This window comes from Solirubrobacter deserti (genome assembly GCF_027587175.1).
Classification (GTDB): Bacteria; Actinomycetota; Thermoleophilia; order Solirubrobacterales; family Solirubrobacteraceae; genus Solirubrobacter; species Solirubrobacter deserti.
The window spans coordinates 18,469-43,437 of record NZ_JAPCID010000060.1; the positions used below are offsets into that span (position 1 = coordinate 18,469).

Sequence of the window (24,969 nt, forward strand, 5' to 3'; positions counted from 1 at the left end):
AAGATCAAGGCGTGGATCGCCTTGACCGCGCAATTCTCGACCAGCTCGTGGAAGACGCCAGCCTCGCGAACGTCGACCTCGCCGACCGCGTCCGCCTGTCGCCGAGCGCCTGCCTGCGCCGCGTCCGCGCGCTGGAACGCGCCGGCGTCATCCGCGGCTACCGCGCCGATGTCGACCCCGCCGCGCTCGGCAGGGGCTTCGAGGTCGAGGTCATGATCGAGCTCACGCACAAGGATCGCGCGACCGTGGAGGAGATCGAGCGCCGGATCGCGGACATGGAGGAGGTCGTCTCGTGCCGGCGGCTGTTCGGGGTCCCCGACTACCTGATGCACGTCGCGGTGCGCGACGTCGAGGCCTACGAGGCGTTCTACATGTCCGAGCTGGCCGAGCTGCCCGGCATCGGCCGCGTCTCCTCGCAGTTCACGATGAAGCTGGTGAAGGGATGATCCGGCCGCTCGCCGCCGGCGACCGCGAAGCCGCCGTCGCCCTCTGGCACGCGTGCGGACTCACGCGTCCGTGGAACGACCCGCACGCGGACTTCAGCCGCGCAGCCGAGGGCCCTTCCTCCGCCGTCCTCGGCGCGTTCGAAGACACCACCCTGATCGGCAGCGCGATGGTCGGCCACGACGGCCACCGCGGCTGGGTCTACTACCTCGGCGTGCACCCCGAGCACCGCCAGCGCCACCTCGGACGCGCGCTCATGGACGCCTGCGAGGCGTGGGTGCGTGAGCGCGGCGTCCCCAAGATCGAGGTGATGGTGCGTGGCGACAACGCGGCGACGCGCGGCTTCTACGAAGCGCTCGGCTATGGGCTCGAGGACGTCGTCGTCTACTCCCGTCGGTTCTAGACGCGCAACGTCACGTTCCGGCGCAGCGTGCGCGGACCGTGGTGTGGCCACGGTCGAGCGAGCGCGTCGCGTCGCCAGCGTCACCGTTCGGCCGCGCAGCTTCGCCGTCACCTCCACCCGCACGCGCGACGAGCTCGCGGCGGGAGAGGCGTCCATGCACGCCCGCCCGTGTGCCCCGTCGGACCGGTCCCGTGCTAGGTCACAGCTCGTTCACAACGCGGCGGTGCACGAGCACGACGTCGGGCTCATCCTGCAGTGCCTGCAGGTAGCGGCGGCCGAACGCGCTTTCGGGGTCCGGCTCCTTCACCAGCGCGCGCACCCGCTCGATCGCCGCCTCGGCCGCGGGGCCGTCGTCGTCCGAGTAGGCCGCGTCGAGCGCCGCGATCGGCTCGAACAGCTCGTTGATCCAGCTGAAGCGCAGGTCCTGCGTGGCCGCCTGCAGTAGCTGGCCGGGACTCATCCGCCCGCTGATGCGCTCGACCTGGCGGCGTTGATGGTCGAGCAGAAGGCGGTGGAGCTCGAGCAGCGAGTTGCGGAGTTCAGCGGTCATGCCCGCTCAGGGTCGCAGGCCGCGCAGGATGACGTCGACATGGCGGTCCGTCATCGCGGCCGCGACCATCCGCAGCGCGATCAGCAGGTCCAGCGCGTCGAAGTCGGGGCGCAGCTGGCCGCGGGCCTGCGCGCGCTCGACGATCGGCTCGACGATCGCGATCGCCGGCTCCCGCAGCCGCGACAGCGTGCCGGCCACCGCGGGGTCGCGGCGCAGCGCGTCGACGAGGCCGTGATGCCCGCGCTGCTGCACCGCCGCCTCGCGGAGGAACGTCGCCAGCACGTCCTCGCTCTCGAGCGCCGCATCCCGCGCCTGCGCGAGCGGCTCGAGCAACTCGTCCAGCACGGCTGCGACCAGGTCGTCCTTGGTGGGGAAGTGGCGGTAGAGCGTCGCGACGTTGAGCCCCGCGTCGGTCGCGATGTGGTTGACGCTGGCACCAAGACCCTCCTCGCGGAACGCGGCGGCGGCGGCCTCCAGCAGGCGCTCGCGGTTGCGGGCGGCGTCACGGCGGCGCGGTGAGAGATCCGAAGTCATGACTGCGGTTGCGTGCTACCTTAGCGCCCGCCAGAAAACGCAGTCATCACTTCGGTAAGGGTCTTCATGGAACAAGAGAGCCGCCAGGCGCCCGGGCGTACGTTGGCCATCCTCGGGGTCGGCACGCTCGGCTTCGTGCTCGCGCAGACGACGGTCATCCCGGCGCTGGGCGAGATGCAGCGCGAGCTCGACGCGTCCGCGAGCGGGATCGCGTGGATGGTCACGGCGTACCTGCTCGTCGCGTCGATCGCGACGCCGATCTGCGGCAAGCTCGGCGACATGTTCGGCAAGGAGCGCTTCCTTGCCCTCTCGCTCGCGGCGTTCGCGGTCGGGTCGGTCGTATGCGCGTTCGCGGACTCGCTCGGCCTGATGATCGTCGGCCGCGGCCTGCAGGGGCTGGGCGGCGGCGTATTCCCGCTCTCGTTCGGGATCATCCGCGACGAGTTCCCGGCCAACAAAGTGCCGACCGGCATCGCGCTGCTGGGCGCGATCGCGGCCATCGGCTCGAGCATCGGCCTCCCGCTCGGCGGCGTGCTCGTCGACGGCCCGGGCTACCACTGGATCTTCTGGGTGAGCGCGATCATGGGCGTGGGCGCCACGATCACGACCCACAAGTTCGTGCCCGAGTCGCCCGTGCGCACGCCGGGCCGCGTGGACTTCGCCGGCGCGCTGATCCTCGGCGCCGGCCTGGCGATGCTGCTGATCGCGATCTCACGCGGCGCGGACTGGGGCTGGGACTCCGCGCAGACGCTCGGCCTGATCGCCGGCGGCGTGCTCGTGCTCGTGTTGTTCGGCGTCTTTGAGGCGCGTCACAGCGCGCCGCTGGTGAACATGCGCACGCTCGCGCGCCGGCCCGTGCTCACCACCAACGTCTCGACGCTGCTGATCGGCTCGGGCATGATCGGCACGTTCGTGCTCGTGCCGCAGCTGGCGCAGCTGCCGGATGCGGGCGGCGACACCGCGGGCTTCGGGCTGTCCGCGACCGAGGCGGGCCTGCTGCTGGCGCCGGGCGGCATCGCCTCGTTGCTGCTCGCCCCGCTCGTGGGCAGAGCGGGCGAGCGCGTCGGCTCCAAGCCGCCGTTCTTCCTCGGCTGCCTGGCCACCGCGGGCGCGCTGCTGGGCATGGCGCTCGCCCACGGCTCGCCCGCGATCGTGATCGTGTGGTGCATCATCCTGAGCGCGGGCGTCGGCGCCGCCTTCGCGTCGATCCCGAACCTGATCGTCGGTGCCGTCGAAGCGCGTGAGACGGGGGAGGCGACCGGCGTGAACACGATCGTCCGCAACATCGGCTCCGCCGTGGGCGCGCAGCTCGCGGGCTCGATCATCGCTTCCCACGCCGTCGCCACCGGCGTCGAGGACGCGGGCTTCACGACCGCGTTCCTGCTGTGTGCCGGCGGCGCGGTCATCGCCGCGGCGTCCGTGCTGCTGATCCCGGGACGCCGCGGCGAGGGCGTGTTCACACCAGCTTCTTCGCCTCGTTGATCGCGACGATGATCGTGCAGGTGCCGAGCAGCAGCACCGACAGCGCGAGGATCACGCGCCGGTAGCCGCCGAGCCGGATCTCCTTCGGCAGGAACCTCCGGTTCGTGATCAGCAGCAGGATCGTGTAGACGGTCATGATCGCGCCGCCCATGACGGTCGAGATCGTCAGCAGCACGAGCGGCTGGTCGAAGCCGAACAGCAGGATTGCCGAGCCGAAGACGATCATCGTCCACACGACCGTGAAGTACAGGCGCGACTCGGACCACTTCGACTCGCGCGTGTGCAGCACGTCGGCGACCAGGCGCGACACGTAGTCGACGATCCCGAGTGCCGCGGCGAACAGCGAGAGCGCGCCGACGGCGAGGAACATCGTGCCGAACCAGTTGCCGACCGCGCCGTCGAGCACGGAAGCCTCGAGCGAGATGAAGTCGAAGCCGGACGAGTCGGGCAGGTCCGGGTTCTGGAAGACCGTCGAGTAGGCGAGCAGCGAGAAGACGCAGATGGTGACCGTGGCGACGCACGCGAAGGACACGAACTGCTCGGTGTTGGCCGCCTTCCACCATGCGCGCCAGCGGCTCATGTTGGCCTCGTCAGTCGGGAACGAGAGCCGCTCGGCCTCCGGCGCGGCCTCCTCCTGACCCGTGATGGGGGAGACGATGCGCGGGACGTACTTGCCCATGCCGAAGCCCTTGTCGCGGATCCAGTTCGACTGCACCAGGTTGTTCGCGCCGCCCGCGCCGGCGGCGGCCAGCGCGCCGACGAGGATCGCCAGCTGGATCTCGCCCGGGAACGTGCCGAAGCTCGTCACCACCGCGGTCGAGTCCTCCCACGCCGTGGCCTTGATCGCCGCGAAGATCGCGATGACCATGAAGGCCAGGATCGCGCCGACCTTGATGAACTGGAGCTTCTCGACGGTCGTGTAGACGACCGGCGACGCGGTCAGGATCACGCCGATCACGAACAGGATCCCGATCGCGATCAGGTTCGGGTCGCCGCCGCCGACGGCGAACGTGAACACGGTCGCGGCGGACGTCGCCCAGCCGGGCCACATTGTCGCAAGGATGGCGCCCGCGGCCAGCACGCCGCCCCACGGCCGCCACAGGCGCTTGAACGCGCCGATCGCGGTCTCGCCGGTGGCCAGCGTGTAGCGCTCGATCTCCATGTTGATGAAGAACTGCACGGCGACGCCGACGATGGCGGCCCACAGGAACACGAGCCCGGCCTGCGAGGCGATGTACGGGAACAGGATGTACTCGCCGCTGGCGACGCCGACGCCGACCAGGATCACGCTCGGGCCGAGCAGCTTGCGCAGCGGCGGTGCGTCCGGCAGTTGGCGTTCCTCGGAGCGCTCTCCTCGCCCGAAGCGTCCTGTCTCGACAACTTCAGGCGCCAGCACCTTCTGCATGTCTCTCTCCTCCGGTCTGTGCGGCCATGCGCACGGGTGAGTTCAGGGCGCCGTAGCCGCGGTAGCCGCCGCGGCGTTCGAGCACCTCGAAGAACACGCGCCCACCGAGGCGGGCGGTGTAGAAATGCAGGAGCTCTCCCTCGGGCGTGCGGTCGTAGAGCACCCCGAGCTCCCGCAAGGGCGCGGTGTCGATGCCGAGCCGCGCCTCCAGGTCGTCGTAGTAGTTGTCCGGCACGGCCAGCAGCGGGACGCCGCGCTCGCGCATCGCCCGTGCGGCGGCCAGCGCGTCGCTGGTCGCGAACGCGACGTGCTGCAGCTCGCTGCGCTCGCGCGTGCTCGCGAGCGCGGGCACGTTCAGGACCACGCGCACGTCGCCCGCCGCGTACGCGCGGCTGCGCACCAGCCCGTCCGGCGCGGCCAGCTCCGCGCTCGCGCTCGGCTCCAGGGCGAGCACCGAGCGGTAGAACAGCCCGGCCTCGTCGAAGGCCTCGAACGGCTGGGCGAGCGTGATGTGGTCGATGCGCTCGATCGGCACGCCGTCGCTCTCGGCCTCGCCGGTGGGCAGGAAGTCGTCCAGCCAGTCAGGGCCGCAGAAGAAGACCGCGGTGCCGTCGGGGGCGGCGACCGCCGTCAGGTCCGCCTCGCCCGCGCCGCGCCGGCGCTCGACACGGGGCGCCAGCAGCGCCTCGGCGCGTGCGGCGCTCGCATCCGGGTCGCTGGAGTCGACCGCGATCGCGACGACCTCGGGATCGTCCTCGCCGACGCCGTGGTTGAGCACCACGCGGATCTCGCCGTGCTGGAACAGCTGCACGGGTTTGGAGCGGTGCGGGCCGACGTGCGCGAACCCCATCGCGCGCAGCAGGTCCTCGATCTCCGGTGAGTCGACGCCGATCTCCACGAACGCGAACCCGTTCAGCGCGGCGGGCTCCGGCAGCGGCTCGTCCTCGAGCAGGATCAGCGACCGCATCGCGTCGATCGCGGTGCGGCACGGGTCGGCCTGGCGGAAGACGTCGTTGAAGACCTCGAGGCTCAGCGGGCCGCTGTAGCCGGCGGCGAGCACGCGTGCGAGCAGTCCGCGCACGTCCAGTGCCCCCTGGCCGGGGAAGCAGCGGTAGTGGCGGCTCCACTGGAGCACGTCCATGCTCAGGAACGGCGCGTCGGCGAGCTGGAGGTAGAAGATCTTCTCGCCCGGGATCGCATCGATCGTGTCCAGCGACGTGCCGCGGCTGAGGATGTGGAAGGAGTCCAGGCAGGTGCCGAGCGCGGGGTGGTCGGCACGCTCGACGATCCGCCACGCGTGGTCGTACTCGCTGACGTGGCGGCCCCACGCGAGCGCCTCGTAGGCGATCTTCAGCCCACGCGCGTCCGCGCGCGAGGCCAGCTCGAGCAGCTGCGCCGCCGCGAGCGCGTCGTCGTCGATCGCGTGCGGTGAGACGTTCGAGCAGACGAGCATCGTCGGCGCGCCGAGCGCCTCCATCACGTCGAACTTGGCTTCCGCGCGGCGGAAGTCCGGCTCGGGCATCGCCTCGAAGTCGCGGAACGGCTGGTAGAGATCGATCGTGAGCCCGCGGGCGTCGGCGAGCGCGCGCACCTCGTCCGGGCGCAGCGGCGAGTTGATCAGGTCGGCCTCGAACAGCTCGACGCCGTCGAAGCCGGCGGACGCGGCCGCGTCGAGCTTCTCGTCGAGCGTGCCGCTCAGGCACACGGTGGCGATCGAGCGCTTCACCGCGCGCTCACCGGCTCCACCAGCGTGGCGAAGTGGCGCAGCATGCGCTCGCGGTCGGGCTCGACGCCCGTGAAGCGCTCGAACGCGCCCGCGGCCTGCATGACCGCCATGCCGCCGCCGTCGAGCGTACGGCAGCCGAGCTCGCGCGCGCGCTTGACCAGCTCGGTCTCCAGCGGCCGGTACACGACCTCCGCGACCCACAGCTCGGGGCGCAGCAACTCCTCCGGCAAGGGCAGGCCGGGATGCGCGGCCATCCCGGTGGGGGTGGCGTGGATCAGCCCGTCGGCGTCCTGCACGGAATCGAGCGCGCCCGTGCGCGCGCCGAGCCGGTTCGCCAGCGCCGCTGCGCGCGTGGAGTCGACGTCCACGATCACCAGCTCCCGCGCGCCCAGCCGCAGCGCCGCGTGCGCGACCGCGGAGCCCGCGCCGCCCGCGCCGAGCACCACCACCTTGCCGAGCCGGGCGTGGGGGAGCCCGCGCCGGAAGCTCTCCGCGAACCCGCTCGCGTCCGTGTTGTGGCCGATTGCGCGGCCCGCTCGAAACACGACCGTGTTCACCGCGTCGAGCGCCGCCGCCTCCGGCGAGAGCTCATCCAGGAACGGGACGACGTCCTGCTTGCACGGATGCGTGACGTTGACGCCGCTGAAGCCGGCGGCCCGCGCCTGCTCGAGCAGGGCGCCGAGCTCGCGGCCGTCGATGTCGAGCAGCCGGTACTCGTAGTCGAGCCCCTGCGCGGCGGCCTCGGCCTCGTGCAGCGCGGGGCTCAGGGATGCGTCGATGCCGGCCCCGATGAGGCCGACGACATGGTCTCTCTCCGCCATAATGTACGAACTAGTACGTTACATACCCGCTCTTGGATTTGTCAACATCCGCAGGTGATGGCCGCTACGCAGCCAGAGCGCTCACGGGACCGGGATCGCACGCAGGGCGAGATCCTCGAAGTGGCGACGCGGGAGTTCGCCGAGCACGGCTACAGCGGGGCGCGCGTGGACGAGATCGCGGAGCGCACGCGGACCACCAAGCGGATGCTCTACTACTACTTCGGCTCCAAGGAAGGGCTGTTCGTGGCGGTCCTGGAGCAGGCCTACGCGGCCATCCGCGCCGCCGAGCAGACCGTCGACGTCGACCATCTGGACCCGGTCGCCGCGATCCGCGCGCTGGCCGAGCTGACGTTCGACCACCACGAGGCGCACCCGGACTTCATCCGGCTCGTGAGCATCGAGAACATCCACCGCGGCGAGCACATGGCAGAGTCGCTGGCGGCGATCAACGCACCCGCCGTCGAGCGCATCGAGCGCATCCTGCGCGCCGGCCGTGAGGCGGGCGTCTTCCGGGCCGACGTGGACGCCGTCGACCTGCACATGCTGATCAGCTCCTACTGCGTCTTCCGCGTCGCCAACCGCCACACCTGGCAGGCGCTGTTCGACCGCGACCTGCTCGCCGCCGACCGTCGCGACGGCTACCGCACGATGCTCGGCGATGTCGTGGTCGCCTATCTCACGGGGTAGGTGAGGCTGCCATGACCAACGAGCAGAAAGGGCTGGCCGCGCTGGGCGGGATCGTCGCCATCGGCGTGGGGTTCTTCGTCGCCAAACGGGTGCGCGGCGGCAGCGGCCCGCGCACGTGGAGCTGTCAATGCGGCAAGACGTACGAGGTGCAGGGCCTGGACCGCCATCGCGTCTACTCCGTGCCCCAGGAGGGTCCGGTGGTCGGGCGCGAGTGCGTGGATTGCGGCGCGCCGCTTCCGACCGGCCACGAATAGGATCGCCGCCATGCGCGTGCTGATCGAAGCCGACGAGCTCGCTGCCCTCCTCGACGACGTCACGCTGCTCGACGTGCGCTGGAAGCTCGGCGGTCCGCCCGGACACGGCGAGTACCTGCAGGGCCACATCCCCGGAGCGGTGTACGTCGACCTGGACACCGAGCTCGCCGCGCACGGCGCGCCGACCGACGGCCGTCATCCGCTGCCTTCGCTGGAAGCGCTGCAGGCGTCCGCGCGGCGCTGGGGCGTGCGCGCCGGCCGGCCCGTCGTGGCCTACGACGCGACGGGCAACACGGCCGCAGCGCGCGCCTGGTGGCTGCTTCGGTGGGCGGGCGTGCCGGACGTCCGGCTGCTCGACGGCGGCCTCGCCGCCTGGTCCGGGGAACTGGCGACCGACGACGTCGTGCCCGAGCCGGGTGACATCGAGCTGCGCGGCGGTGCGCTCCCGCTGGTCGAGCTCGACGACGTGCCGAAGCTGGCCGAGCGCGGTGTGCTGCTGGACGCGCGCGCCGGTGAGCGCTACCGCGGCGAGGTCGAGCCGATCGATCCGAGGGCCGGCCACATCCCCGGCGCCCGGAGCGCGCCGACGACCGAGAACCTCGCGCCGGACGGCCGCTTCCTGGCACCCGACGCGCTGCGCGAGCGCTTCGCCGCGCTCGGCGCCGACGGCTCGCGGTTGGTCGGCGTCTACTGCGGATCCGGCGTCACCGCGGCACATGAGATCGCCGCGCTTGCGATCGCCGGCGTCGACGCGGCGCTCTACCCGGGCTCGTTCTCGCAGTGGAGCAACCACGAGCACCTGCCGGTCGCGACGGCGTAGCTCCAGCTCGGCCGTGTGCGGCCGATCACTCGAGGGATGGATGCGCGGCCGACATGGCTCTGCCCCGATCTCGCCGCGCGCGAGCGCCTGCTCGACATGGACGAGCGGCTGCGCCGTCCGCGCGTGGCGGCGCTCGGCTTGCTCGGCGCGTGCGTGCTCGCGGCGCTGCCGTATCTCGGCTGGCGACCGCTCGTGCTGCTGCTGTGCGCGGTGCTCGTGGTCGTCGTGGTCGGCCGCGTCGCGCGGCGGTTGCCGGCGCCGGAGTACGGGCTCGCCCTCTCGTGGGCGTTCAGCCAGATCATGATCGCGACCGCGATCGCGACCACCGGCGGCATCCGGAGCTTCGTCTTGAGCTGGCTCGTCGTCCCGCTCGTCACGCTGCCGGCGCGCTTCGGCGCGCGCGGGGTGGTCGCGGGCGTCGGGTTCGCCGGCGTGCTCGTGGCGGCGATCGCGCTGCTGGTGCCCGTGAGCGAGCCGCTGCCGCTCTGGTACGCGACCACCGCGATGCTGGCGACGTTGTTCAGCGTGGCGATCCTGCTGCTCGCGCTCATGCGCTCCGACGTCGACCACCGCACGGAGGCCGTCGTCGACGGGCTGACCGGGATGCTCAACCGGCGCGCGCTCGAGCACCGGCTCGAGGAGCTGCGCGCCCAGGCGGCGGTCAGCGGGCAGTCGATCGCGGCGATCGCGGCCGACATCGACCACTTCAAGCGCATCAACGACGAGCACGGCCACGCGCGCGGCGACGCCGTGCTGGCGGAGGTCGCGCAGCGCCTGCGCGGCGGGCTGCGCGCGTTCGACCTCGCCTACCGGCTGGGGGGCGAGGAGTTCCTCGTGCTGCTGCCCGGCGCGGACGTGCGCGAGGCGACGGCGCTCGCCGACGAGCTGCGCGCGAGCGTCGGCACCGCGCCGATCGACGAGCTCGACGTGACCGTCTCCTTCGGGGTCGCCGCCACGGGCGGCGGGGCGTTCAACGGCGCCGAGCTGCTGGCCGCCGCCGACGCCGCGCTCTACGCGGCCAAGGCGGGCGGCCGGGACACGGTCGTCACCGCCTGAACGCCGTCGGTGCGCGCCAGTGGCGGTGCAGCGCCAGCGCGCGGGTGCCGAACACGGCCACGGAGACGATCGCGCCGAACAGCGGCTCGTAGGCCTCCAGCTCCCACGCGACGGCGACGCCGATCGCGCCGGCGAGTGCGGGGACGGCGTATAGCTCGGAGTCGCGGCGCACCAGCTCGGGCGTCTGGCGCGCGATCACGTCGCGCGCCACGCCGCCGCCGACCGCGGTCGTGACGCCGAGCAGGACGGCCGCGATCGGCGCCAGGCCGAAGTCCAGCGCCTTCACCGTCCCGGCGACGCAGAACAGGCCGAGCCCGGCCGCGTCGAACAGCAGCAGCGTGCGCGGGATGCGGCCGAGCTCGGGGTGGGCGACCGCGGCGACGGCGGCGGAGGCGAGCGCGACGGCGAGGTACTTCCACTCGGCGAACGCGAGCGGCGGGGTGTCGCCGAGGATCAGGTCCCGCAGGATTCCACCGCCGAGCGCGGTGATCACCGCGAGGATGGCGATCCCCACGATGTCGAAGTCGTGGCGGATCGCCATCAGCGCGCCCGAGATGCCGAAGACGAAGACGCCGGTCAGGTCGAGCGCGGTGTGCACGCGGGGATTCTGGCTCAGACGGCGACGGCTTCGGTGCTCGCCCGCACGGCCGCGTCGACCAGCTCGGCGACGGCCACGGGCTCGGACACCGTGACGGCGTGCGAGGCGTCGATCTCCACCGTGGTGGAGCCGGCGCGCTCGGCCATGAACCGCATCGAGTCGGCCGGGATGGCGAGGTCCTGCAGCGTGACCATGGTCCAGGACGGGATCGCTTTCCAAGCCGCCTTCGTGGCGCGGTCCTCGAGCGCGGCGGCGGCGATCGGCCGCTGCGTGGCCGCCATCAGCGCGGCCGTCTCGGGATCGACGTCGGCGGCGAAGATCTCGTTGAACCGGTCGGGCTGGATGTAGAGGTCGGTGCCGCCGGGGAACGGGACCGCGTCGAGCACCTCGCCGAGTCGCGCCCCCGGGAACTTGGCCGCGAGCTCACCGGTGCTCTCGCCGGCATCGAGGTTGAAGCTGGCGATGTAGACCAGCGCCTTCACGTTGGGCGCGCCGTCCGCGGCCTCGGTCATCACCGACCCGCCGTAGGAGTGGCCGGCGACGACCACCGGGCCTTCGATGCTGTCGATGACGCTGCGCAGGTACTCGGCGTCGGGCTGGAGGCCGCGCAGCGGGTTGGCGATCGCGATCACGCGCTCGTGGCCGCGGCGGTGGAGCTCGGCGATGACGCCGTTCCAGCTGGCGGACTCGGCGAAGGCGCCGTGGACGAGGACGATCGTGGGTGAGGCGGACATCGGTGCTACCTCCGGGCTGCTTGAAGTTGAAGTGCAATATATCGCACTTCAGGCGACGACTGTCAAGCTTCCGGGATGCCGATCCCGGACGACGCGCCACCCGTCATCGAACGCCGGCTGCTGCGCGACGACGTCTACGGGCGCTTGTGCGACGCGATCGTCGACGGCACGTTTGAACCGGGCGAGCAGCTGCGCGACGTGGAGCTCGCAGTCTGGCTCGGGGTCAGCCGGACCCCCGTGCGCGAAGCGCTGCTGCGGCTCGCTGAAGCCGGGCTGGTGACGCTCGCGCCCGGCCGGTCCACGACGGTGAGCGCGCTCGACCCGCGCACCGTTCGCGACGCGCGCGACGTGGTCGCCGCCATGCACGAGGTGGCCGTGCGCGAGGCGGTCGCCGCGCTCACGGACGAACACCTCGACGCGATGCGCGAGGCCAACGCGCGCTTCCGGGCCGCGGTGGAGGCCGGCGACCTCGAAGCTGCCCTCCGCGCGGACGACGACCTGCACGGCGTACCCGTCACGGTCGCCGCCAACCGCGCCCTGCGCGCCGTGCTCGACCAGTTCTCACCCGTGCTGCGCCGCGCCGAGCGACTGCGCTTCTCGGCGAGCGACGGCCGCGCGGCGGCCGATCGGCACGACGAGCTGATCCGCCTCTGCGCGGCCCGGGACGCCGAAGGCGCGGCGGCGGTCGCGTTCGATACGTTCCATAGCCTGCCCATCACCGAGACGTGAGGAAGGGAGGCGGGGCATGTTCGCGAGCATGAGGCGCTACCGCATGCGGGCCGAGCGGGCGGACGAGTTCATGCGGCGCGTCGACGAGTCGTTCGCCGATCAGCTCGCCGCGCAGGCGGGGTTCGTGTCCTACGTGCTGATCGACTGCGGCGAAGGCGACGTCTTCACGCTCAGCATGTTCGCCGAGGCGGCACAGGCGGAGGCGTCGCGCGCGCTGGCGCAGCGCTGGACCGAGGAGCAGCTCAAGGACATCGAGTTCACGCGCTACGAGGCGATCCACGGGGCGAGCGCCGTCAGCCGGGCCGCGCCCGGCATGCTCGAGCCAAGTCGCTTCGGCGGCGCGCGCAAGGCCGTGAGCATCCGGCTCTACCGCGTGCGCAGCGGCACGGTGCCGGAACTCCTGCAGGCCGTCGACCGGGCGTTCGCCGACCGGTTGCAGTCGCTCGAGGGCTTCGAGGCCTCACACCTGCTCGACTGCGACGACGGCGAGCTGCTGTGGATCAGCGTGCTGCGCGACGAGCAGGCGGTGGACGCTTCCGAGGAGCAGGCGCTCGCCTTCATGCGCTCCGAGCTGGCGGAGTTCCGGCTCGAGCGAGAAGTGGCGATACGCGGGGAGATCGCCGTCAGCCGGGCGAATTCGGTGCTGCTGGAGCCCGCTCACGCGTAGCCGGCTGCCCCCGCCACAACTAGATTAGACCGCATAGGGGGGCTTGATTCAAGCCCCCGGGTGTGCCCAATAATCGCTGGCCGCAAGCGACGAAAGGGCGTACAGATGCATGCGGTGGCGATTGTCGGCAGCGGTCCGGCGGGGATGATGTTGGCGGCCGAGTTGGCTCTCGCGGGGGTCGAGCCGATGGTGTTGGAGCGGCGGGCGACGCCCGAGCTGGAGAGCGCGCGCTCGGGCGGGCTGCAGGCGCGCACGATCGAGGTGCTGGACCTGCGCGGCGTGGGTGAGCGGTTCGTCTCGCAGGGCCAGGCGGCCCAGGTCGTGCACTTCCCGGTGCCGTTGGACATCAGCGACTTCCCGTCGCGCCGGCCGTACGGGCTGGCGTTGTGGCAGAACAAGTTCGAGGCGATCCTGCGTGAGTGGGTGACCGAGCTGGGCGTGACGGTCGAGCGCGGCTGTGAGGTCACGGGGCTCACGCAGCACGACGACGGTGTCGACCTGGAGCTGGCGGGCGGCCGGACGGTGCGGGCGCAGTACGTCCTCGGGTGCGACGGCGGCCGCAGTGCCGTGCGCAAGCTCGCGGGCATCGAGTTCCCGGGCTGGGACCCGGCGAGCAGCTCGCTGGTGGCCGAGGCGAAGATCGCCGACGAGTCCGAGGTCGGCAACCTGCGGCGCGACGACAAGGGCGTGTACGCGATCGGCAAGCTCGACGACGGGTACGCGCGGATGGTCGTGCGCGAGGACGAGCTGGGGCGCACGTCCGACCCGACGCTGGAGGACCTGCGGGGAGCGATGATCGCGGTGTGGGGCTCGGACTTCGGTGTCCACGAGCCGCGCTGGATCTCGCGCTTCACCGACACCTCCCGGCAGGCCGCGAACTACCGGGCCGGGCGCGTTCTGCTGGCCGGCGACGCGGCCCACGTCCACTCGCCGGTCGGCGGCCAGGGCCTGAACACCGGCGTGCAGGACGCGTTCAACCTCGGCTGGAAGCTGGCGGCCGTGGTCAAGGGCGAGATGCCGGACACCCTGCTCGACAGCTACCACGACGAGCGTCACCCGGTGGGCGCCCGCGTGATCCAGCAGACGATGGCGATGACGTCGCTCAACCTCGGCGACCCGCGCAGCCTCGCGCTGCGCGACACGATCGCGGAGGTGATGGCGTTCGACGAGCCGCGCAGGTTCATGGCGGGCGCGCTGTCCGGGCTCGACATCCACTACGACCTCGGCGAGGGGCACCCGCTGCTCGGCCGGCGGATGCCCGACCTCGAGCTCACCGGCGGCGGGACGGTGTACGAGCTGCTGCACACCGCCCGGCCCGTGCTGCTCAACTTCGGCGGCGCGCCGCTGGAGGCGGGCGTGCGCGTGGTCGACGCCGCATACGACGGCCCGTGGGAGCTGCCGGTGATCGGGGAGGTTGCGGCGCCCTCGGCCGTGCTCGTGCGCCCCGACGGGCACGTCGCGTGGGTCGGCGAGGACGGCTCCGACGCCGGGCTCGCCGACGCGGTCACCCGCTGGTTCGGATGACCGCGTCCTAGCCGCCTGCGGTCGGCGCGGCCTCTACGGCCGCGCCGGCCCGTCGGCCGACACCTCGCGCGGGCCCACTTCCCGGTAGCTGAAGTAGCCGATCTCCGCCGTGCCGTCGCGCATGAGGTCGACGATCGCGATGCCGGGCGGGGTGTCGCGGTAGCCCGGGTCGCCCTCATCCCACCAGTTGCCGCTCACGGCGCCGCCGCAGGCGAAGCGGACGGTGTTGTAGGTGATGTCGTCGCGCACGTGGTTGTGGCCGCTGAGCGCGAGCCGCACGTTCGGGTGGTCGAGCAGCAGCTCGTTGAGCTCGGGCAGGTCCGAGTGGACGCCCCAGCCGCCCGGCACGCGGAAGGAGCCGTCGGGCTGGCGCAGCGAAGCGTCCGTGAACGGCAGTGCGGTGTGGATCGGGATGTGCGTGACGAGCACCACGTGCATCCAGCGCGGGGTGGCGGCGAGCTCGCGGCGCAGCCACGCGGTCTGCTCTTCGCCCAGCCGGCCGACGTACCCGCCGCCGCCCGTGAGCTCGATCGAGTCGAGGACGATCAGCTTCCACGCGCCGAGCTTCCACGCGTACCAGCTCGACTCGAGCCCGTACTCCTTCAGCGTCCACGCCTTGCCCGCGAGCGGGTCGCCGCTCGAGCCGGGACCCGTCCAGCAGTCATGGTTGCCGACGACGTGCGCGACCGCCGTGCGGATGCCCTTGTAGACGCGCTGGTGCACCGCCCACTGCGCGGCGGTGTCGGCCTTGTTGGCGTACAGCGCGTCCATGATCGCGTCGCCGCCCTGGATCACGACGTCCGGCCGGTAGGCGAGCCCGAGCGCCAGCGCGCGCTTGGTCAGCGCCTCCGAGCGTGGGACGCCCGGCGTGACGTGCGCGTCGGTGAAGTGCAGCAGCCGGACGGCGCCACGGCGCCCATGCCAGCCGCCGCCACCCGTGGCGAGCGCCTTCGACGGTGTGAGCGCGAGCGCGGCCGATGCCGCTCCCGCGCCGGCGATGAAGCGACGGCGGGTCGTGTCGCGTGTGGACAAGAGGAGCCTCCCGAGTTCCCATTGACCGCGGAGACGCTACGCCGCCTCGGCGCGCGCGATGTTGCGCAGGCGTGACTCACCGTCTCGCCTGTGAGACGTGCCGGGTTACCGGGGCGGCCGCCGGGGCAACGCAGAACACCATGAAGCAGTCATTCATCCGCGGCGTCGTCGCCGCCACGCTCGCCGTCGGCGCGAGCGTCGGCGTGGCCGACACCGCCATGGCGGGAGGCAAGCAGGGCCATGGCGGCCGCGGCGTCCCCACCCAGCAGATCAACGTCCAGCTGTGGACGTTCGCCGAGTACATCGGCTTCGAGCCCGGTCCGGCCGCGGTCCAGCGCACCGAAGAGGTGTTCGCGAAGCTGCGCTCGTACGGCTACCGCAACGTCGAGCCGTTCTCGACCAGCGGCCTGAGCGCGCAGGAGTACCGCGCGCTGCTCGACAAGTACGGCCTCAAGGCGCCCGGTCGCCACGTGGACGTCGGTCACCCGGCGGCTCCGCAGAACGTCGACCAGATCATCGCGGACAACAAGATCCTCGGCGTCAAGTACTTCGGCTCCGGCGGGACGCCCAACGACGACCTCGAGACCGAGGCCGACTGGGTCGCGTACGCCAAGTACCTGGACGAGGTCGGCGAGAAGGCCCGGCGCGCGGGCCAGACGCTGATCGTCCACAACCACAACTGGGAGTTCGAGCGGGTCTTCAACGGCCGCACGGCCTACGAGATCCTCGCGGCCAACACGTCCAAGAAGAACGTCGCGTTCCAGCTCGACCTCTACTGGGCCGTCCAGGCCGGGCAGGACCCCGTCGCGCTGCTGCAGCGCTACGGCAAGCGGATCCAGTTCTTCCACGTCAAGGACCGCCGGGCCAGCGACGGCCGGATCGAGATCGTCGGTCGCGGTCACATCGACTTCCCGCGCATCTTCGCGGCCTCCAAGGGCCAGATCCGCTACTACACGGTCGAGCACGACCCGCGCTTCGGCGACGCCACGTTCAACCCGTTCGAGGCCGCCGAGGTCGGCTTCGACTACCTCGACAGCGTGACGTTTGCGGGCAAGCGCCACGACCGCGGGCGCGGCCATGGCCACGGCGACCGGGACGACCGCCCGGGCCGGGGGCGCGGCCGCCACTAGTCGTACGCTGGGGGCGTGCGGATCGCGACCTGGAACGTCAACTCGGTCAAGCAGCGCGTCCCCCGGCTCCTGCCGTGGCTCGATGAACGCCGACCCGACGTCGTCTGCCTGCAGGAGACCAAGCTCACCGACGAGGCCTTCGGAGAGCTCCTGAACGAGGAGCTCTCCGCTCGCGGGTACGAGAGCGCCGTGTACGGCGAGGCGGCGTGGAACGGCGTCGCGATCCTGTCCAAGGTCGGGCTCGAGGACGTCGTCCGCGGCATCCCGGACGGCCCCGGCTTTCCCGAGCCGGAGGCCCGCGCCGTCAGCGCGACCTGTGGTGGCGTGCGGTTCACCTGCGTGTACGTGCCCAACGGCCGCTCGCCCGGGTCCGACCACTACGAGTACAAGCTCAAGTGGCTCGCGGCCCTGAAGGACATGGTCGCGGCGGGGCCGGAAGCGGCGGTCGTCCTCGGCGACATGAACATCGCGCCCGCGGACGACGACGTCTTCGACCCCGACGCCTACATCGGCCAGACGCACGTCACCGGGCCGGAGCGGGAGGCGCTGACCGCGCTGCAGTCGGTCGGCCTGCGCGACGTGATCCGCGAGCGCTGGCCCGACGAGCGTGTCTTCACGTATTGGGACTACCGCGCCGGCATGTTCCACAAGGACCTGGGGATGCGGATCGACCTGATCCTCGCGACCGGTCCAGTCGCCGAGCGCCGGGCCGCGGCCTGGGTCGACCGCCAGGCGCGCAAGGGCTCGGGCCCCAGCGACCACGCGCCCGTGATGCTCGACCTCGACACGGCGCCCGACGGCGACATCGGCCCGATGGTCCCGCCGCCGTCGGCCAAGCCCGCCAAGCGCGGCTCACACCGGCTGCCCCAGGCTCCGTAGGAAGTCCTCGAGGAGCGCGTTGACCGCCTGCGGGCGTTCCTGCTGGACCCAGTGGCCGCAGTCGGGGATGACGTGGCCTTCGGCGGGCATCCACAGACGGGTGCTGTCGCGTTCGCCGGTGATGAAGATCGAGGGCACGCGCAGCTCGTCGAAGGCGGCCAGGTCCTCCCAGTCGCGGACGAAGTTGCGGTAGCGGTTCAGTGGGCCGGCGAAGCCGCCTCGCTCGAAGGCGGCGACGATGGCCTCGAAGTCGTCCACCCAGGCCGGCAGCGCTGCGTCCGGGAGGTGCATCGGGTTGCCGAACCAGCCCGGCGTGCCGTCGGTGAGGGCGGCGTAGAAGCGGCGCAGCCAGCTCTCGATGTCGGCTTCGATCTCGCGCTGCGCCGCGTCCGTCTGGAAGTGGGCGACGTAGAAGTCGGGCGGGAACGCGGGCGGCGTGTCCGCGCGCGGCTGGTACGGGACGCCGAGCAGGGCGACCGCCGTGAAGCGGTCCGGCCGCACCTGCGCGGAGGCGGCGGCGATCGGGGAGCCCCAGTCGTGGCCGACGACGACGGCGGTGTCCGCCTCCAGCGCCTCGAGCACCGCGACGTTATCGGCGACGTGCGCGAGCATCCGGTAGGCCTCGACGGCGTCGGGCTTGAGCGAGTCGCCGTAGCCACGGACGTCGATCGCCACCGCGCGGTAGCCGCCGGCGGCGAGCGCGGGCAGCTGGTGGCGCCACGCCCACGCGCCTTCCGGGAAGCCGTGGATGAGCAGCACCAGTGGCCCTTCCCCCTCGATCACCGCGTGGATGTGCCCGCCGGGTACGTCGATCTGCATGGCTCGAGGGTGGAGGCGCGCGCCGCGCCTGCCAAGCTCGTTGCCGGAATGGCAATCGAGGACCGGGTGCGTGCGCGGCTGCGGCAGGCGCGCTTCGAGCGCGGGCTCTCGCTGGCGGAGCTGGCAGCGCAGGCCGGCATGACCGCGTCGACGATCAGCCGGCTGGAGACCGGCGCGCGCCGGCTCACGCTCGCGCAGGTCGAGCGGCTGGCGGACGCGCTGCAGCTGCCGGTCGAGGCGCTGCTCGTCGGCGGCGAGCCCGAGCCGGCGCGGGACGGCCGAACGTGGTGGCCGGTCGGCCCGGAAGGCCCCGACGGCCCGCGCGTGTACCGCGTCGTGCTGCCGGTCGAGGAGCCGGTCCGTCACCAGCACGAGGGCCACCAGTGGCTGCACGTGCTCGACGGCACGGTGCGGGTGCTGGTGGGCGCGTCGGACCGGCTGCTGCGCGCGGGAGAGGCGGCGGAGTTCTCCACCTGGGAGCCGCACGCGCTGGTCGCGGTCGACGCCCCGGCCGAGGTGCTGATCGTCTTTCGTCCCTAGCGGGTGATGCCCACTCACCCCGCTGCGTCAGAGGGTGCGCCGCATGGCGCACGTGGGGCTGGATCTCAAGCAGGACCTGGCCGAGCTGATCGCGATCCCGTCGATCTCGCCCGCGCCGCTCGGACCGCTGCACGACGCGTTCGAGCGCGTGAAGGCGCTGTTCGCCGGCGCCGGCGTGCAGGACCTGCGCGCGCTGGAGCTGCCGGACACGGCGCCGGTGCTGGTCGGGGAGATCCCCCCGCCGCCCGGCGCCCCGACCGTCCTGCTCTACAGCCACTACGACGTCGTGCCGGCGGGGGACGAGGCGCTGTGGACGTCGCCGCCGTTCGAGCCCGTCGAACGCGACGGCGCGATCTACGGCCGCGGCAGCGCCGACTCGAAGGCGAACATCGTCGCGCACGCCGGTGCGTTGCAGGCGTGGGACGGGCGGCCGCCGGTCGGCATCAAGCTCGTCATCGAAGGCCAGGAGGAGGTCGGCGGCGGCGCGCTCACCACCTATCCGCCGACGGCGCCCGAGCTGTTCGCCGCCGACGCGATGCTGATCGGCGACATGGGCAGCGTCCGGCCGGGCGTGCCGACGCTCACCGTCGCGCTGCGCGGGATGGCGATGGTGACCGTCGAGGTGCGCACGCTCGACGGCGCCAAGCACAGCGGCCAGTTCGGCGGCGCGGCGCCCGACGCGCTGCTCGCCGTCCTGCGGGCGCTCGCCTCGCTGCACGACGAGCACGGCGACGTGGCGGTCGAAGGGCTGCGGCGCGACGAGTGGAACGGCGAGTCCTACTCCGACGACGAGTTCCGCGCGCTGGCCGAGGTGCGCGACGGGATGCCGCTGATCGGCACGGGCGGGCTCGGCTCGCGCGTGTGGTCGGGACCGGCGATCACGGTCACGGGGATCGACGTGCCGAGCGTCGAGAACGCGCTCAACGCCGTCTCGCCGTACGCGCGGGCGACCATCAACCTGCGCGTGCATCCCGAGCAGGACGCGGTGCAGGCGCAGGCGGCGCTCGTCCATCACCTCCGGGCGGTCCGCCCGTTCGGTATCGAGCTGGAGGTGAGTGCGGGGGCGACGGGCAACGGCTTCGCGGCGGGCACCGGCGGGCCGGCGTACGCGGCCGCCCGAGCGGCGATGGTGAAGGCGTGGGGGATCGAGCCGGTGAGCGCCGCGGGTGGTGGGTCGATCCCGCTCGTCAACGCGCTCGCAGCGGCGGCACCGCACGCCGAGATCCTGCTCGTGGGTGCGACGGACGGCTACGCGAACATCCACGCGCCCGACGAGCGGGTGCTGATCGACGAGCTCGAGCGGGCGGTCGGGTTCGAGGCCGCGTTCTTCGGCGAGCTCGCGGAGCGCGCGCGTGGCTGACATCGCGGTCGCGCCCGCGGCGCCGCGCATGCAGCGCGCGCTCGACGGGATCGAGCGGATGGGCAACCGCATGCCCGATCCCGCGATCCTGTTCCTGTGGCTCTGCCTGGGCGTGATCGTGCTCTCGCAGGTGCTGGCCTGGTTCGACATCTCCGCCACCTACGAGGTCGTCGAGCCGCCGCCGGTGCCGGGTGAGGAGACCTACTACGGCGGCTCCAGCGACCCGGTGTACGTCACGCCGTACGAGCACGAGCCGGCCGAGAGCTACGAGGTGCGGCGGCAGACGACCGAGGTCGAAGGGCTGCTCACGGGCGACGGCGTGCGCTTCCTGTTCACGTCGTTCGTCGACAACTTCCGCAACTTCGCGGCGGTCGCGATCATCCTCGTGGTGATGATCGGCGTCGGCCTCGCGGAGGCCGCGGGGCTGATCGGCGCGCTCATCCGCAGGCTCGTCGCGGTCGCGCCCGCGTCGACGCTCACCTTCATCATCGTGCTGCTCGGGATGATCTCCAGCATCGCGTCGGACGCGGGCTACATCGTCCTCATCCCGTTGGGGGCGGTGGCGTTCAAGAGCGTCGGGCGCAACCCGCTGGCGGGCATCGCGGCGGCGTTCGCGGGCGTCGCGGCGGGGTTCGGCGTCAACTTCCTGATCACGCCGCTGGACGGCGTGCTGACGGAGATCACCAACGACGCGTCCGGGCTGGTCGCGCCGGACATGCGGATCGACCTCGCCGCGAACCTGTACTTCGGGATCGTGTCGGCGCTGTTCGTCACGGTCGTGCTCACGCTGGTGACCGCGCGGCTCGTAGAGCCGCGGATGCCGAAGTGGAACGCGGCGGACGAGACGGTCCCGGACGAGCCGGAGCCGGTCGTCGACAAGGCGGCCGAGGCGCGCGGACTGCGCTACGCGCTCTGGGCCACCTTGGGGGTGGTGGCCGTGATCGCGCTGCTGACCGCGATCCCGGGCGCGCCCCTGCAGCATCCCGAGACCGGTGACGTGATCGGCGACTCGCCGTTCATGGACAGCCTGATCGTGATCATCGCGGTGATCTTCCTCGCCGCGGGATTGGGCTACGGGCGCGGCGCGGGGACGCTGCGCACCAGCGCCGAGATCCTGTCCTCGATCACGAAGTCGTGGGCGGGGATGGCGTCGCTGCTGTTCCTGTTCCTGCTGATCGCCCAGTTCATCGCGTACTTCTCGTACTCGAACATGGCCGAGGTGGCGGCGGTCGGCCTCGGGGACGTGCTCGAGCAGCTGGACATCGGCGCCGTGTGGCTGCTGATCGGCTTCATGCTCGTGACGATGGTCGTGGACCTGATCATGCCCGCGGCGATCGCGAAGTGGGCGATCCTCGCGCCGATCTTCATCCCGCTGCTGATCCGGCTCGACGTGACGCCGCAGACCGTGCTCGCCGCCTACCGCGTCGCGGACTCGCCGCTGAACGTGCTCACGCCGCTGATGGCGTACTTCCCGCTGATCGTGGTGTTCGTCCAGCGCTACCAGCGCGGTGCCGGGATCGGGACCGTGGTGTCGCTGATGCTCCCGTACGTGGTGATCCTGTCGATCGCCTGGATGCTCTTCTTCGTGGCGTGGTACCTGGTCGGGATCCCGCTCGGCCCGGGAGCGCCCGTGCACCCGTAGCGGCATGGACGACAGCACGATCACGTTCGTCGTGCTGGGCGCGACCGTGCTGTTGTTCGTGGTGGACCGGCTGCCGGTGGCGGTCGTGGCGCTGCTCGTCCCGCTGGCGCTGTGGGCGACCGGCGTGCTCTCGCTCGAGGACGCACTGGCCGGGTTCGGGGACCCGACCGTGCTGTTCATCGCGGCGCTGTTCGTGGTCAGCGAGGCGCTGGAGGCGGCGGGCGTGACGGCGTGGGTGGGGCAGCAGCTGGTGGCGCGGGTGGGCGGTTCGCGCGTGCGGCTGATCGTGTTGACGATGGGGCTGGCGGCGGGGCTGACGGCCCTGCTGAACGTCAATGGCGCGGTGGCCGCGCTGGTGCCGGTGGCGGTGGTCCTCGCGGTGCGCACACGACATTCCCCCTCGCAGCTGCTGCTGCCGGTCGCGTTCGCGGCCCACGCGGGGTCGCTGCTGGCGCTGACCGGCACGCCGGTGAACGTGATCGTGGCCGAGGAGGGCGGGTTCGGGTTCTTCGAGTTCGCACTCGCCGGGGTGCCGCTCGTGCTCGGGACGGTGCTGATCGTCCTGCTGTTCGGCGAGCGGCTGCTGCCCTCGCGCACGCCGCGGTCGATCGCGCCCGACTTCAGCGGCCACGCGCGGACGCTGGTGGAGCAGTACCAGCTCGACCACCCGGAGGACGCGTTGCTCAACCGCCGCAGCGGGGTGGCGGAGGTGGTCATCCCGCCGCGCTCGGCGCTGGCCGGCGATCGGGTGTTCCCGGGCATGGTCACCCCCAGCGGGGACCTGGTTGTGCTGGCGGTGCAGCGGCGTGGGGAGGACGTCGGGCCGACCGCGCTGAGCGAGGGCGACACGCTGCTGCTGCAGGGGTCGTGGGACGCCCTGGATCGTGGCCTGGACGAGCTGCTCGTGGTCGACGAGCCGGAGCTGGTGCGGCGCGCGGTGCCGCTCGGCGCGGGCGCGGGGCGGGCGCTCGGCGTGCTGGCCGCGATGGTCGTGCTGCTGGCGAGCGGGTTGGTGCCGGCCGCGGTGGCGGGGCTGCTGGCGGCGATGGCGATGGTCGTCCTGCGCGTGCTGACGGTGGAGGAGGCCCAGCGCGGCGTGTCGTGGACGACGGTCGTGCTCGTCGGCGGGATGATGTCCCTGTCGGCCGCGATGGTGGCGACCGGCGCGGCCGGTTCGCTCGCGGGACTGCTGGTGGACGTGGTCGGCGACCTCGGGCCGCACGCGTTGCTGCTCGGCCTGTTCGTGCTCACGGCCGCGCTCGGGCAGCTGATCTCCAACATGGCCACGGCGCTGATCGTGATCCCGGTGGCGCTCACGGCGGCCGCGGACATGGACGTCGCGGCCGAGCCGGTGTTGATGGCCGTGGCGGTCTCGGCCGCGGCCGCGTTCCTCACCCCGGTCGCGACGCCGGCGAACCTCATGGTCATGGAGCCGGGCGGCTACCGCTTCGGCGACTACTGGAAGCTCGGCCTGCCGCTGCTCGTGCTGTTCGGCGTGGTCGCGGTGCTGTGGGTGCCGCTGATCTGGCGCTTCTAGACCGCGTACCGCAGGAGCGCCGCGGCCGTGGTGCCGTGCGGGACGTCGTCGCGCCGGACGGCCAGCACGCGCCCGCCGGAGGCGATCACCCGGCGGGCGATCTCGTCGACGTCCTGGTCCCCGTCGGTGTCGATGTCGACGAACAGCGTGTCGACGGCGCCGAAGGTGGCGGCGCGGGCGACGTCGGAGAGGTCGGTGGCGGCGCGGCCGCGCGACTGCCACTCCTCGAAGCGGGCGCGCAGCGCTTGCAGCTCGCTCGCGTACAGGTCGTCGAGGATGGGCCGCGCGGCGTTGGCGAGCTCGAGCTCGGTCAGGTGCTCCGGGTTGCCGGAGATGCCGCCCACGAGCAGCGCCGGGTAGCTGTTGGTGGCGCGGTAGAGCGAGTTCAGGGGCTCGGCGGCGGCGAGGATGAGCGGCAGGCCGACACCGGCGAGCGTGGGCTGGAGGGCGCGGTCGACCTGGCGCGCGTAGCGGAGCGGCTGCTCGGCGATCACGGCTTCCTCCAGGCCGGCGACCTCGATCGTCGACGGCGGGACGTCGCCCGCGACCTCCACCAGGCGGACGGCGTTCGCCGACAGCGCGAGCACGAGCGCGGCGTGCGGGAACGTGACGGCGCGCAGCAGCGGCTTGACGTGGAAGCGGTCGTCGACCACCACCACGCTGGAGAGGCGGTTCGGGAGCCGGAAGCTGCGCAGGCTGGTCGGCGTCGCGAACACCGCGAGGCTGTGCGCGAGCAGGGACCACGCGACGAAGTCCTCGGCGAAATCGTCGAGCAGCTCGTTGGCGGGCGCCTGGGCCGCGAGGTTCTTGAACTCGATCCGCGCCTGGTCGGCGTCCTGCGGCAACGGGCTCGTGGGCAGGTAGATGGTCACGCAGTCCGGCCCGCGCGTGTCGAGCAGCGTCGCGAGTTGGGCCGGCGTCGGGATGTCGATGTGAAGCGCCACGCGTGCCAGGTTCGCGGCCGCGCGGGTGAGCGCGCCTCGTCCGCGCCGGGTGAGGCGTAGCGTTCGGGCCATGCGGAGTGCGGTGTCCTGGCTGGCGGCGGTGGTGGCGGCGATCGCGCTGCTCGTCTGCATCGTCGCCACCTTCGCCACGCGTGAGGTGTTCGACGCGGACCGCTTCGCCGCGCACACCGAGGCCGCGCTGCGCACGCCGGCCGTCAGCGAGGAGGTCGCCCGGCGCCTGACCGACGCTGTGATCACGGCCGAGCCCGACCTCGTCGCGGTACGCCCGTTGGTGTTGGGCGCGGCCGAGGGCGTCGTGCGCAGCTCCGCCTTCGGCGCGGTCGTCCGCGGCTCGGTGCGCGACCTGCACCGCTCCGCCTTCGACGCCGAGGCGGGCACGATCACCCTCACGGTCGCCGACACGGGCCTGCTCGTGTCGGAGGCCTTGGAGCGCCTGCGGCCCGACCTCGCCGCGCGCATCCCGGACACCATCCGCGTCACCCTGACCGACACCGCGTCCGGCCCGCCGCTCGAGCTCGTCAAGGCCGCCGAGAACGTCCGCTGGCTCGCTTGGTTCGCGCTCGTCGTCGCGCTGCTCGCGGGCGCCGCCGCCGTGCTCGTCGGCCCGCGCGGAGAGCGGGCGGCCGCGGCC

26 protein-coding genes and 1 pseudogene are annotated in these 24,969 nt (G+C 72.3%); 17 read left to right on the forward strand and 10 right to left on the reverse strand.

The features are described from left to right. Positions 1 to 11: 11 nt before the first annotated feature. Together OJ962_RS29040 and OJ962_RS29045 are read left to right on the forward strand one after the other, a co-directional pair. Positions 12 to 446 (forward strand): Lrp/AsnC family transcriptional regulator, encoded by a 435-nt coding sequence (locus OJ962_RS29040; protein ID WP_202953529.1) that lies wholly within the window; start codon positions 12 to 14, stop codon positions 444 to 446. Continuing rightward, a complete protein-coding gene (locus OJ962_RS29045; protein WP_202953530.1) occupies positions 443 to 847 on the forward strand; it encodes a GNAT family acetyltransferase in 405 nt (134 codons plus the stop codon). The genes OJ962_RS29040 and OJ962_RS29045 overlap by 4 nt, the downstream gene beginning before the upstream one ends. A gap of 199 nt (positions 848 to 1,046) precedes the next feature. Here the strand turns inward: OJ962_RS29045 and OJ962_RS29050 are convergent, their stop codons facing one another. Continuing rightward, positions 1,047 to 1,397: a hypothetical protein gene (locus OJ962_RS29050; RefSeq protein ID WP_202953532.1), complete on the reverse strand. Its 351-nt coding sequence runs from the start codon at positions 1,395 to 1,397 to the stop codon at positions 1,047 to 1,049. 6 nt (positions 1,398 to 1,403) lie between these two features. Beyond that, complete coding sequence (locus tag OJ962_RS29055) at positions 1,404 to 1,931, reverse strand: TetR/AcrR family transcriptional regulator (protein ID WP_202953533.1); 528 nt, start codon at positions 1,929 to 1,931, stop codon at positions 1,404 to 1,406. Between the two features lie 66 nt (positions 1,932 to 1,997). Between OJ962_RS29055 and OJ962_RS29060 the strand changes: the two genes are divergently transcribed. Continuing rightward, positions 1,998 to 3,413, forward strand: a complete 1,416-nt coding sequence (locus tag OJ962_RS29060) for an MFS transporter (protein ID WP_202953534.1) — start codon at positions 1,998 to 2,000, stop codon at positions 3,411 to 3,413. Here the strand turns inward: OJ962_RS29060 and OJ962_RS29065 are convergent. Genes OJ962_RS29065 through OJ962_RS29075 form a run of 3 tightly spaced genes read right to left on the reverse strand, consistent with a single transcriptional unit; the run spans position 3,388 to position 7,365 of the window. Further along, positions 3,388 to 4,818, reverse strand: coding sequence for an Nramp family divalent metal transporter (locus OJ962_RS29065; protein WP_202953535.1), 1,431 nt, complete (start codon positions 4,816 to 4,818; stop codon positions 3,388 to 3,390). The two genes, OJ962_RS29060 and OJ962_RS29065, sit on opposite strands and share 26 nt — an antisense overlap. Next, complete coding sequence (locus OJ962_RS29070; RefSeq protein ID WP_202953536.1) at positions 4,796 to 6,544, reverse strand: bifunctional sugar phosphate isomerase/epimerase/4-hydroxyphenylpyruvate dioxygenase family protein; 1,749 nt, start codon at positions 6,542 to 6,544, stop codon at positions 4,796 to 4,798. The genes OJ962_RS29065 and OJ962_RS29070 overlap by 23 nt, the downstream gene beginning before the upstream one ends. Beyond that, positions 6,541 to 7,365, reverse strand: a complete 825-nt coding sequence (locus tag OJ962_RS29075; RefSeq protein ID WP_202953537.1) for a shikimate dehydrogenase — start codon at positions 7,363 to 7,365, stop codon at positions 6,541 to 6,543. Before OJ962_RS29075 ends, OJ962_RS29070 begins: the two co-directional genes overlap by 4 nt. Before the next feature lie 57 nt (positions 7,366 to 7,422). On the opposite strand from OJ962_RS29075, the gene OJ962_RS29080 reads away from it, so the two are divergent. From OJ962_RS29080 to OJ962_RS29095, 4 genes are read left to right on the forward strand one after another with little or no spacing between them, the layout of a single operon-like run. Next, on the forward strand, positions 7,423 to 8,052 hold the full coding sequence (locus OJ962_RS29080; RefSeq protein ID WP_202953538.1) for a TetR/AcrR family transcriptional regulator: 630 nt from the start codon (positions 7,423 to 7,425) through the stop codon (positions 8,050 to 8,052). Between the two features lie 11 nt (positions 8,053 to 8,063). Then, on the forward strand, positions 8,064 to 8,306 hold the full coding sequence (locus OJ962_RS29085) for a hypothetical protein (RefSeq protein ID WP_202953539.1): 243 nt from the start codon (positions 8,064 to 8,066) through the stop codon (positions 8,304 to 8,306). A 10-nt stretch (positions 8,307 to 8,316) separates the two neighbouring features. Beyond that, positions 8,317 to 9,126, forward strand: coding sequence for a sulfurtransferase (locus OJ962_RS29090; protein WP_202953540.1), 810 nt, complete (start codon positions 8,317 to 8,319; stop codon positions 9,124 to 9,126). A gap of 36 nt (positions 9,127 to 9,162) precedes the next feature. Next, on the forward strand, positions 9,163 to 10,182 hold the full coding sequence (locus tag OJ962_RS29095) for a GGDEF domain-containing protein (RefSeq protein WP_202953541.1): 1,020 nt from the start codon (positions 9,163 to 9,165) through the stop codon (positions 10,180 to 10,182). Here the strand turns inward: OJ962_RS29095 and OJ962_RS29100 are convergent. Both OJ962_RS29100 and OJ962_RS29105 read right to left on the reverse strand, forming a co-directional pair. Continuing rightward, on the reverse strand, positions 10,172 to 10,780 hold the full coding sequence (locus OJ962_RS29100; protein WP_270006784.1) for a trimeric intracellular cation channel family protein: 609 nt from the start codon (positions 10,778 to 10,780) through the stop codon (positions 10,172 to 10,174). The genes OJ962_RS29095 and OJ962_RS29100 overlap by 11 nt on opposite strands. A 14-nt stretch (positions 10,781 to 10,794) precedes the next feature. Next, positions 10,795 to 11,514 (reverse strand): alpha/beta fold hydrolase, encoded by a 720-nt coding sequence (locus OJ962_RS29105; RefSeq protein ID WP_202953542.1) that lies wholly within the window; start codon positions 11,512 to 11,514, stop codon positions 10,795 to 10,797. A 75-nt stretch (positions 11,515 to 11,589) separates the two neighbouring features. Between OJ962_RS29105 and OJ962_RS29110 the strand changes: the two genes are divergently transcribed. From OJ962_RS29110 to OJ962_RS29120, 3 genes are all read left to right on the forward strand, one after another. Further along, entirely contained in the window at positions 11,590 to 12,243 is a 654-nt protein-coding gene (locus OJ962_RS29110) for a GntR family transcriptional regulator (protein WP_202953543.1), read from the forward strand. Between the two features lie 28 nt (positions 12,244 to 12,271). Then, positions 12,272 to 12,910: a hypothetical protein gene (locus OJ962_RS29115; RefSeq protein ID WP_202953544.1), complete on the forward strand. Its 639-nt coding sequence runs from the start codon at positions 12,272 to 12,274 to the stop codon at positions 12,908 to 12,910. A 105-nt stretch (positions 12,911 to 13,015) separates the two neighbouring features. Beyond that, the gene (locus OJ962_RS29120; RefSeq protein WP_202953545.1) at positions 13,016 to 14,434 is read left to right on the forward strand and encodes an FAD-dependent monooxygenase; all 1,419 of its coding nucleotides are present in this window, start codon (positions 13,016 to 13,018) and stop codon (positions 14,432 to 14,434) included. A gap of 33 nt (positions 14,435 to 14,467) precedes the next feature. Here OJ962_RS29120 and OJ962_RS29125 read toward each other — a convergent pair whose 3' ends face one another. Next, a complete protein-coding gene (locus OJ962_RS29125) occupies positions 14,468 to 15,466 on the reverse strand; it encodes a metallophosphoesterase family protein (RefSeq protein WP_202953546.1) in 999 nt (332 codons plus the stop codon). A 140-nt stretch (positions 15,467 to 15,606) separates the two neighbouring features. On the opposite strand from OJ962_RS29125, the gene OJ962_RS29130 reads away from it, so the two are divergent. Together OJ962_RS29130 and OJ962_RS29135 are read left to right on the forward strand one after the other, a co-directional pair. Beyond that, positions 15,607 to 16,596, forward strand: coding sequence for a sugar phosphate isomerase/epimerase family protein (locus tag OJ962_RS29130; protein ID WP_202953547.1), 990 nt, complete (start codon positions 15,607 to 15,609; stop codon positions 16,594 to 16,596). A 15-nt stretch (positions 16,597 to 16,611) separates the two neighbouring features. Continuing rightward, complete coding sequence (locus tag OJ962_RS29135) at positions 16,612 to 17,475, forward strand: exodeoxyribonuclease III (RefSeq protein WP_202953548.1); 864 nt, start codon at positions 16,612 to 16,614, stop codon at positions 17,473 to 17,475. Here OJ962_RS29135 and OJ962_RS29140 read toward each other — a convergent pair. Beyond that, positions 17,449 to 18,381, reverse strand: a complete 933-nt coding sequence (locus OJ962_RS29140) for an alpha/beta fold hydrolase (protein ID WP_407697551.1) — start codon at positions 18,379 to 18,381, stop codon at positions 17,449 to 17,451. The two genes, OJ962_RS29135 and OJ962_RS29140, sit on opposite strands and share 27 nt — an antisense overlap. On the opposite strand from OJ962_RS29140, the gene OJ962_RS29145 reads away from it, so the two are divergent. The 4 genes from OJ962_RS29145 to OJ962_RS29160 are packed head-to-tail and all read left to right on the forward strand — an operon-like array spanning position 18,343 to position 23,373. After that, on the forward strand, positions 18,343 to 18,834 hold the full coding sequence (locus OJ962_RS29145; protein WP_202953550.1) for a helix-turn-helix domain-containing protein: 492 nt from the start codon (positions 18,343 to 18,345) through the stop codon (positions 18,832 to 18,834). The two genes, OJ962_RS29140 and OJ962_RS29145, sit on opposite strands and share 39 nt — an antisense overlap. A 43-nt stretch (positions 18,835 to 18,877) precedes the next feature. After that, entirely contained in the window at positions 18,878 to 20,194 is a 1,317-nt protein-coding gene (locus OJ962_RS29150) for a M20/M25/M40 family metallo-hydrolase (protein ID WP_202953551.1), read from the forward strand. After that, positions 20,187 to 21,836, forward strand: coding sequence for an AbgT family transporter (locus OJ962_RS29155; RefSeq protein WP_202953552.1), 1,650 nt, complete (start codon positions 20,187 to 20,189; stop codon positions 21,834 to 21,836). The genes OJ962_RS29150 and OJ962_RS29155 overlap by 8 nt, the downstream gene beginning before the upstream one ends. Positions 21,837 to 21,840: 4 nt before the next feature. Beyond that, on the forward strand, positions 21,841 to 23,373 hold the full coding sequence (locus OJ962_RS29160; protein WP_202953553.1) for an SLC13 family permease: 1,533 nt from the start codon (positions 21,841 to 21,843) through the stop codon (positions 23,371 to 23,373). Here the strand turns inward: OJ962_RS29160 and OJ962_RS29165 are convergent. Next, entirely contained in the window at positions 23,370 to 24,317 is a 948-nt protein-coding gene (locus tag OJ962_RS29165) for a baeRF11 domain-containing protein (RefSeq protein ID WP_270006785.1), read from the reverse strand. The two genes, OJ962_RS29160 and OJ962_RS29165, sit on opposite strands and share 4 nt — an antisense overlap. A gap of 70 nt (positions 24,318 to 24,387) precedes the next feature. Here OJ962_RS29165 and OJ962_RS29170 point away from each other — a divergent pair. After that, a pseudogene (locus OJ962_RS29170) lies at positions 24,388 to 24,969 on the forward strand (hypothetical protein); the annotation flags it as partial.

Excerpts from the sequence above, each read along its gene's own strand:
- OJ962_RS29045 (WP_202953530.1), top strand. The coding sequence starts at position 443 with ATGATCCGGCCGCTCGCCGCCGGCGACCGCGAAGCCGCCGTCGCCCTC.
- OJ962_RS29050 (WP_202953532.1), bottom strand. The coding sequence starts at position 1,397 with ATGACCGCTGAACTCCGCAACTCGCTGCTCGAGCTCCACCGCCTTCTG.
- OJ962_RS29055 (WP_202953533.1), bottom strand. The coding sequence starts at position 1,931 with ATGACTTCGGATCTCTCACCGCGCCGCCGTGACGCCGCCCGCAACCGC.
- OJ962_RS29060 (WP_202953534.1), top strand. The coding sequence starts at position 1,998 with ATGGAACAAGAGAGCCGCCAGGCGCCCGGGCGTACGTTGGCCATCCTC.
- OJ962_RS29065 (WP_202953535.1), bottom strand. The coding sequence starts at position 4,818 with ATGCAGAAGGTGCTGGCGCCTGAAGTTGTCGAGACAGGACGCTTCGGG.
- OJ962_RS29075 (WP_202953537.1), bottom strand. The coding sequence starts at position 7,365 with ATGGCGGAGAGAGACCATGTCGTCGGCCTCATCGGGGCCGGCATCGAC.
- OJ962_RS29080 (WP_202953538.1), top strand. The coding sequence starts at position 7,423 with ATGGCCGCTACGCAGCCAGAGCGCTCACGGGACCGGGATCGCACGCAG.
- OJ962_RS29085 (WP_202953539.1), top strand. The coding sequence starts at position 8,064 with ATGACCAACGAGCAGAAAGGGCTGGCCGCGCTGGGCGGGATCGTCGCC.
- OJ962_RS29090 (WP_202953540.1), top strand. The coding sequence starts at position 8,317 with ATGCGCGTGCTGATCGAAGCCGACGAGCTCGCTGCCCTCCTCGACGAC.
- OJ962_RS29095 (WP_202953541.1), top strand. The coding sequence starts at position 9,163 with ATGGATGCGCGGCCGACATGGCTCTGCCCCGATCTCGCCGCGCGCGAG.
- OJ962_RS29105 (WP_202953542.1), bottom strand. The coding sequence starts at position 11,514 with ATGTCCGCCTCACCCACGATCGTCCTCGTCCACGGCGCCTTCGCCGAG.
- OJ962_RS29110 (WP_202953543.1), top strand. The coding sequence starts at position 11,590 with ATGCCGATCCCGGACGACGCGCCACCCGTCATCGAACGCCGGCTGCTG.
- OJ962_RS29115 (WP_202953544.1), top strand. The coding sequence starts at position 12,272 with ATGAGGCGCTACCGCATGCGGGCCGAGCGGGCGGACGAGTTCATGCGG.
- OJ962_RS29120 (WP_202953545.1), top strand. The coding sequence starts at position 13,016 with ATGCATGCGGTGGCGATTGTCGGCAGCGGTCCGGCGGGGATGATGTTG.
- OJ962_RS29130 (WP_202953547.1), top strand. The coding sequence starts at position 15,607 with ATGAAGCAGTCATTCATCCGCGGCGTCGTCGCCGCCACGCTCGCCGTC.
- OJ962_RS29145 (WP_202953550.1), top strand. The coding sequence starts at position 18,343 with ATGGCAATCGAGGACCGGGTGCGTGCGCGGCTGCGGCAGGCGCGCTTC.
- OJ962_RS29150 (WP_202953551.1), top strand. The coding sequence starts at position 18,878 with ATGGCGCACGTGGGGCTGGATCTCAAGCAGGACCTGGCCGAGCTGATC.
- OJ962_RS29160 (WP_202953553.1), top strand. The coding sequence starts at position 21,841 with ATGGACGACAGCACGATCACGTTCGTCGTGCTGGGCGCGACCGTGCTG.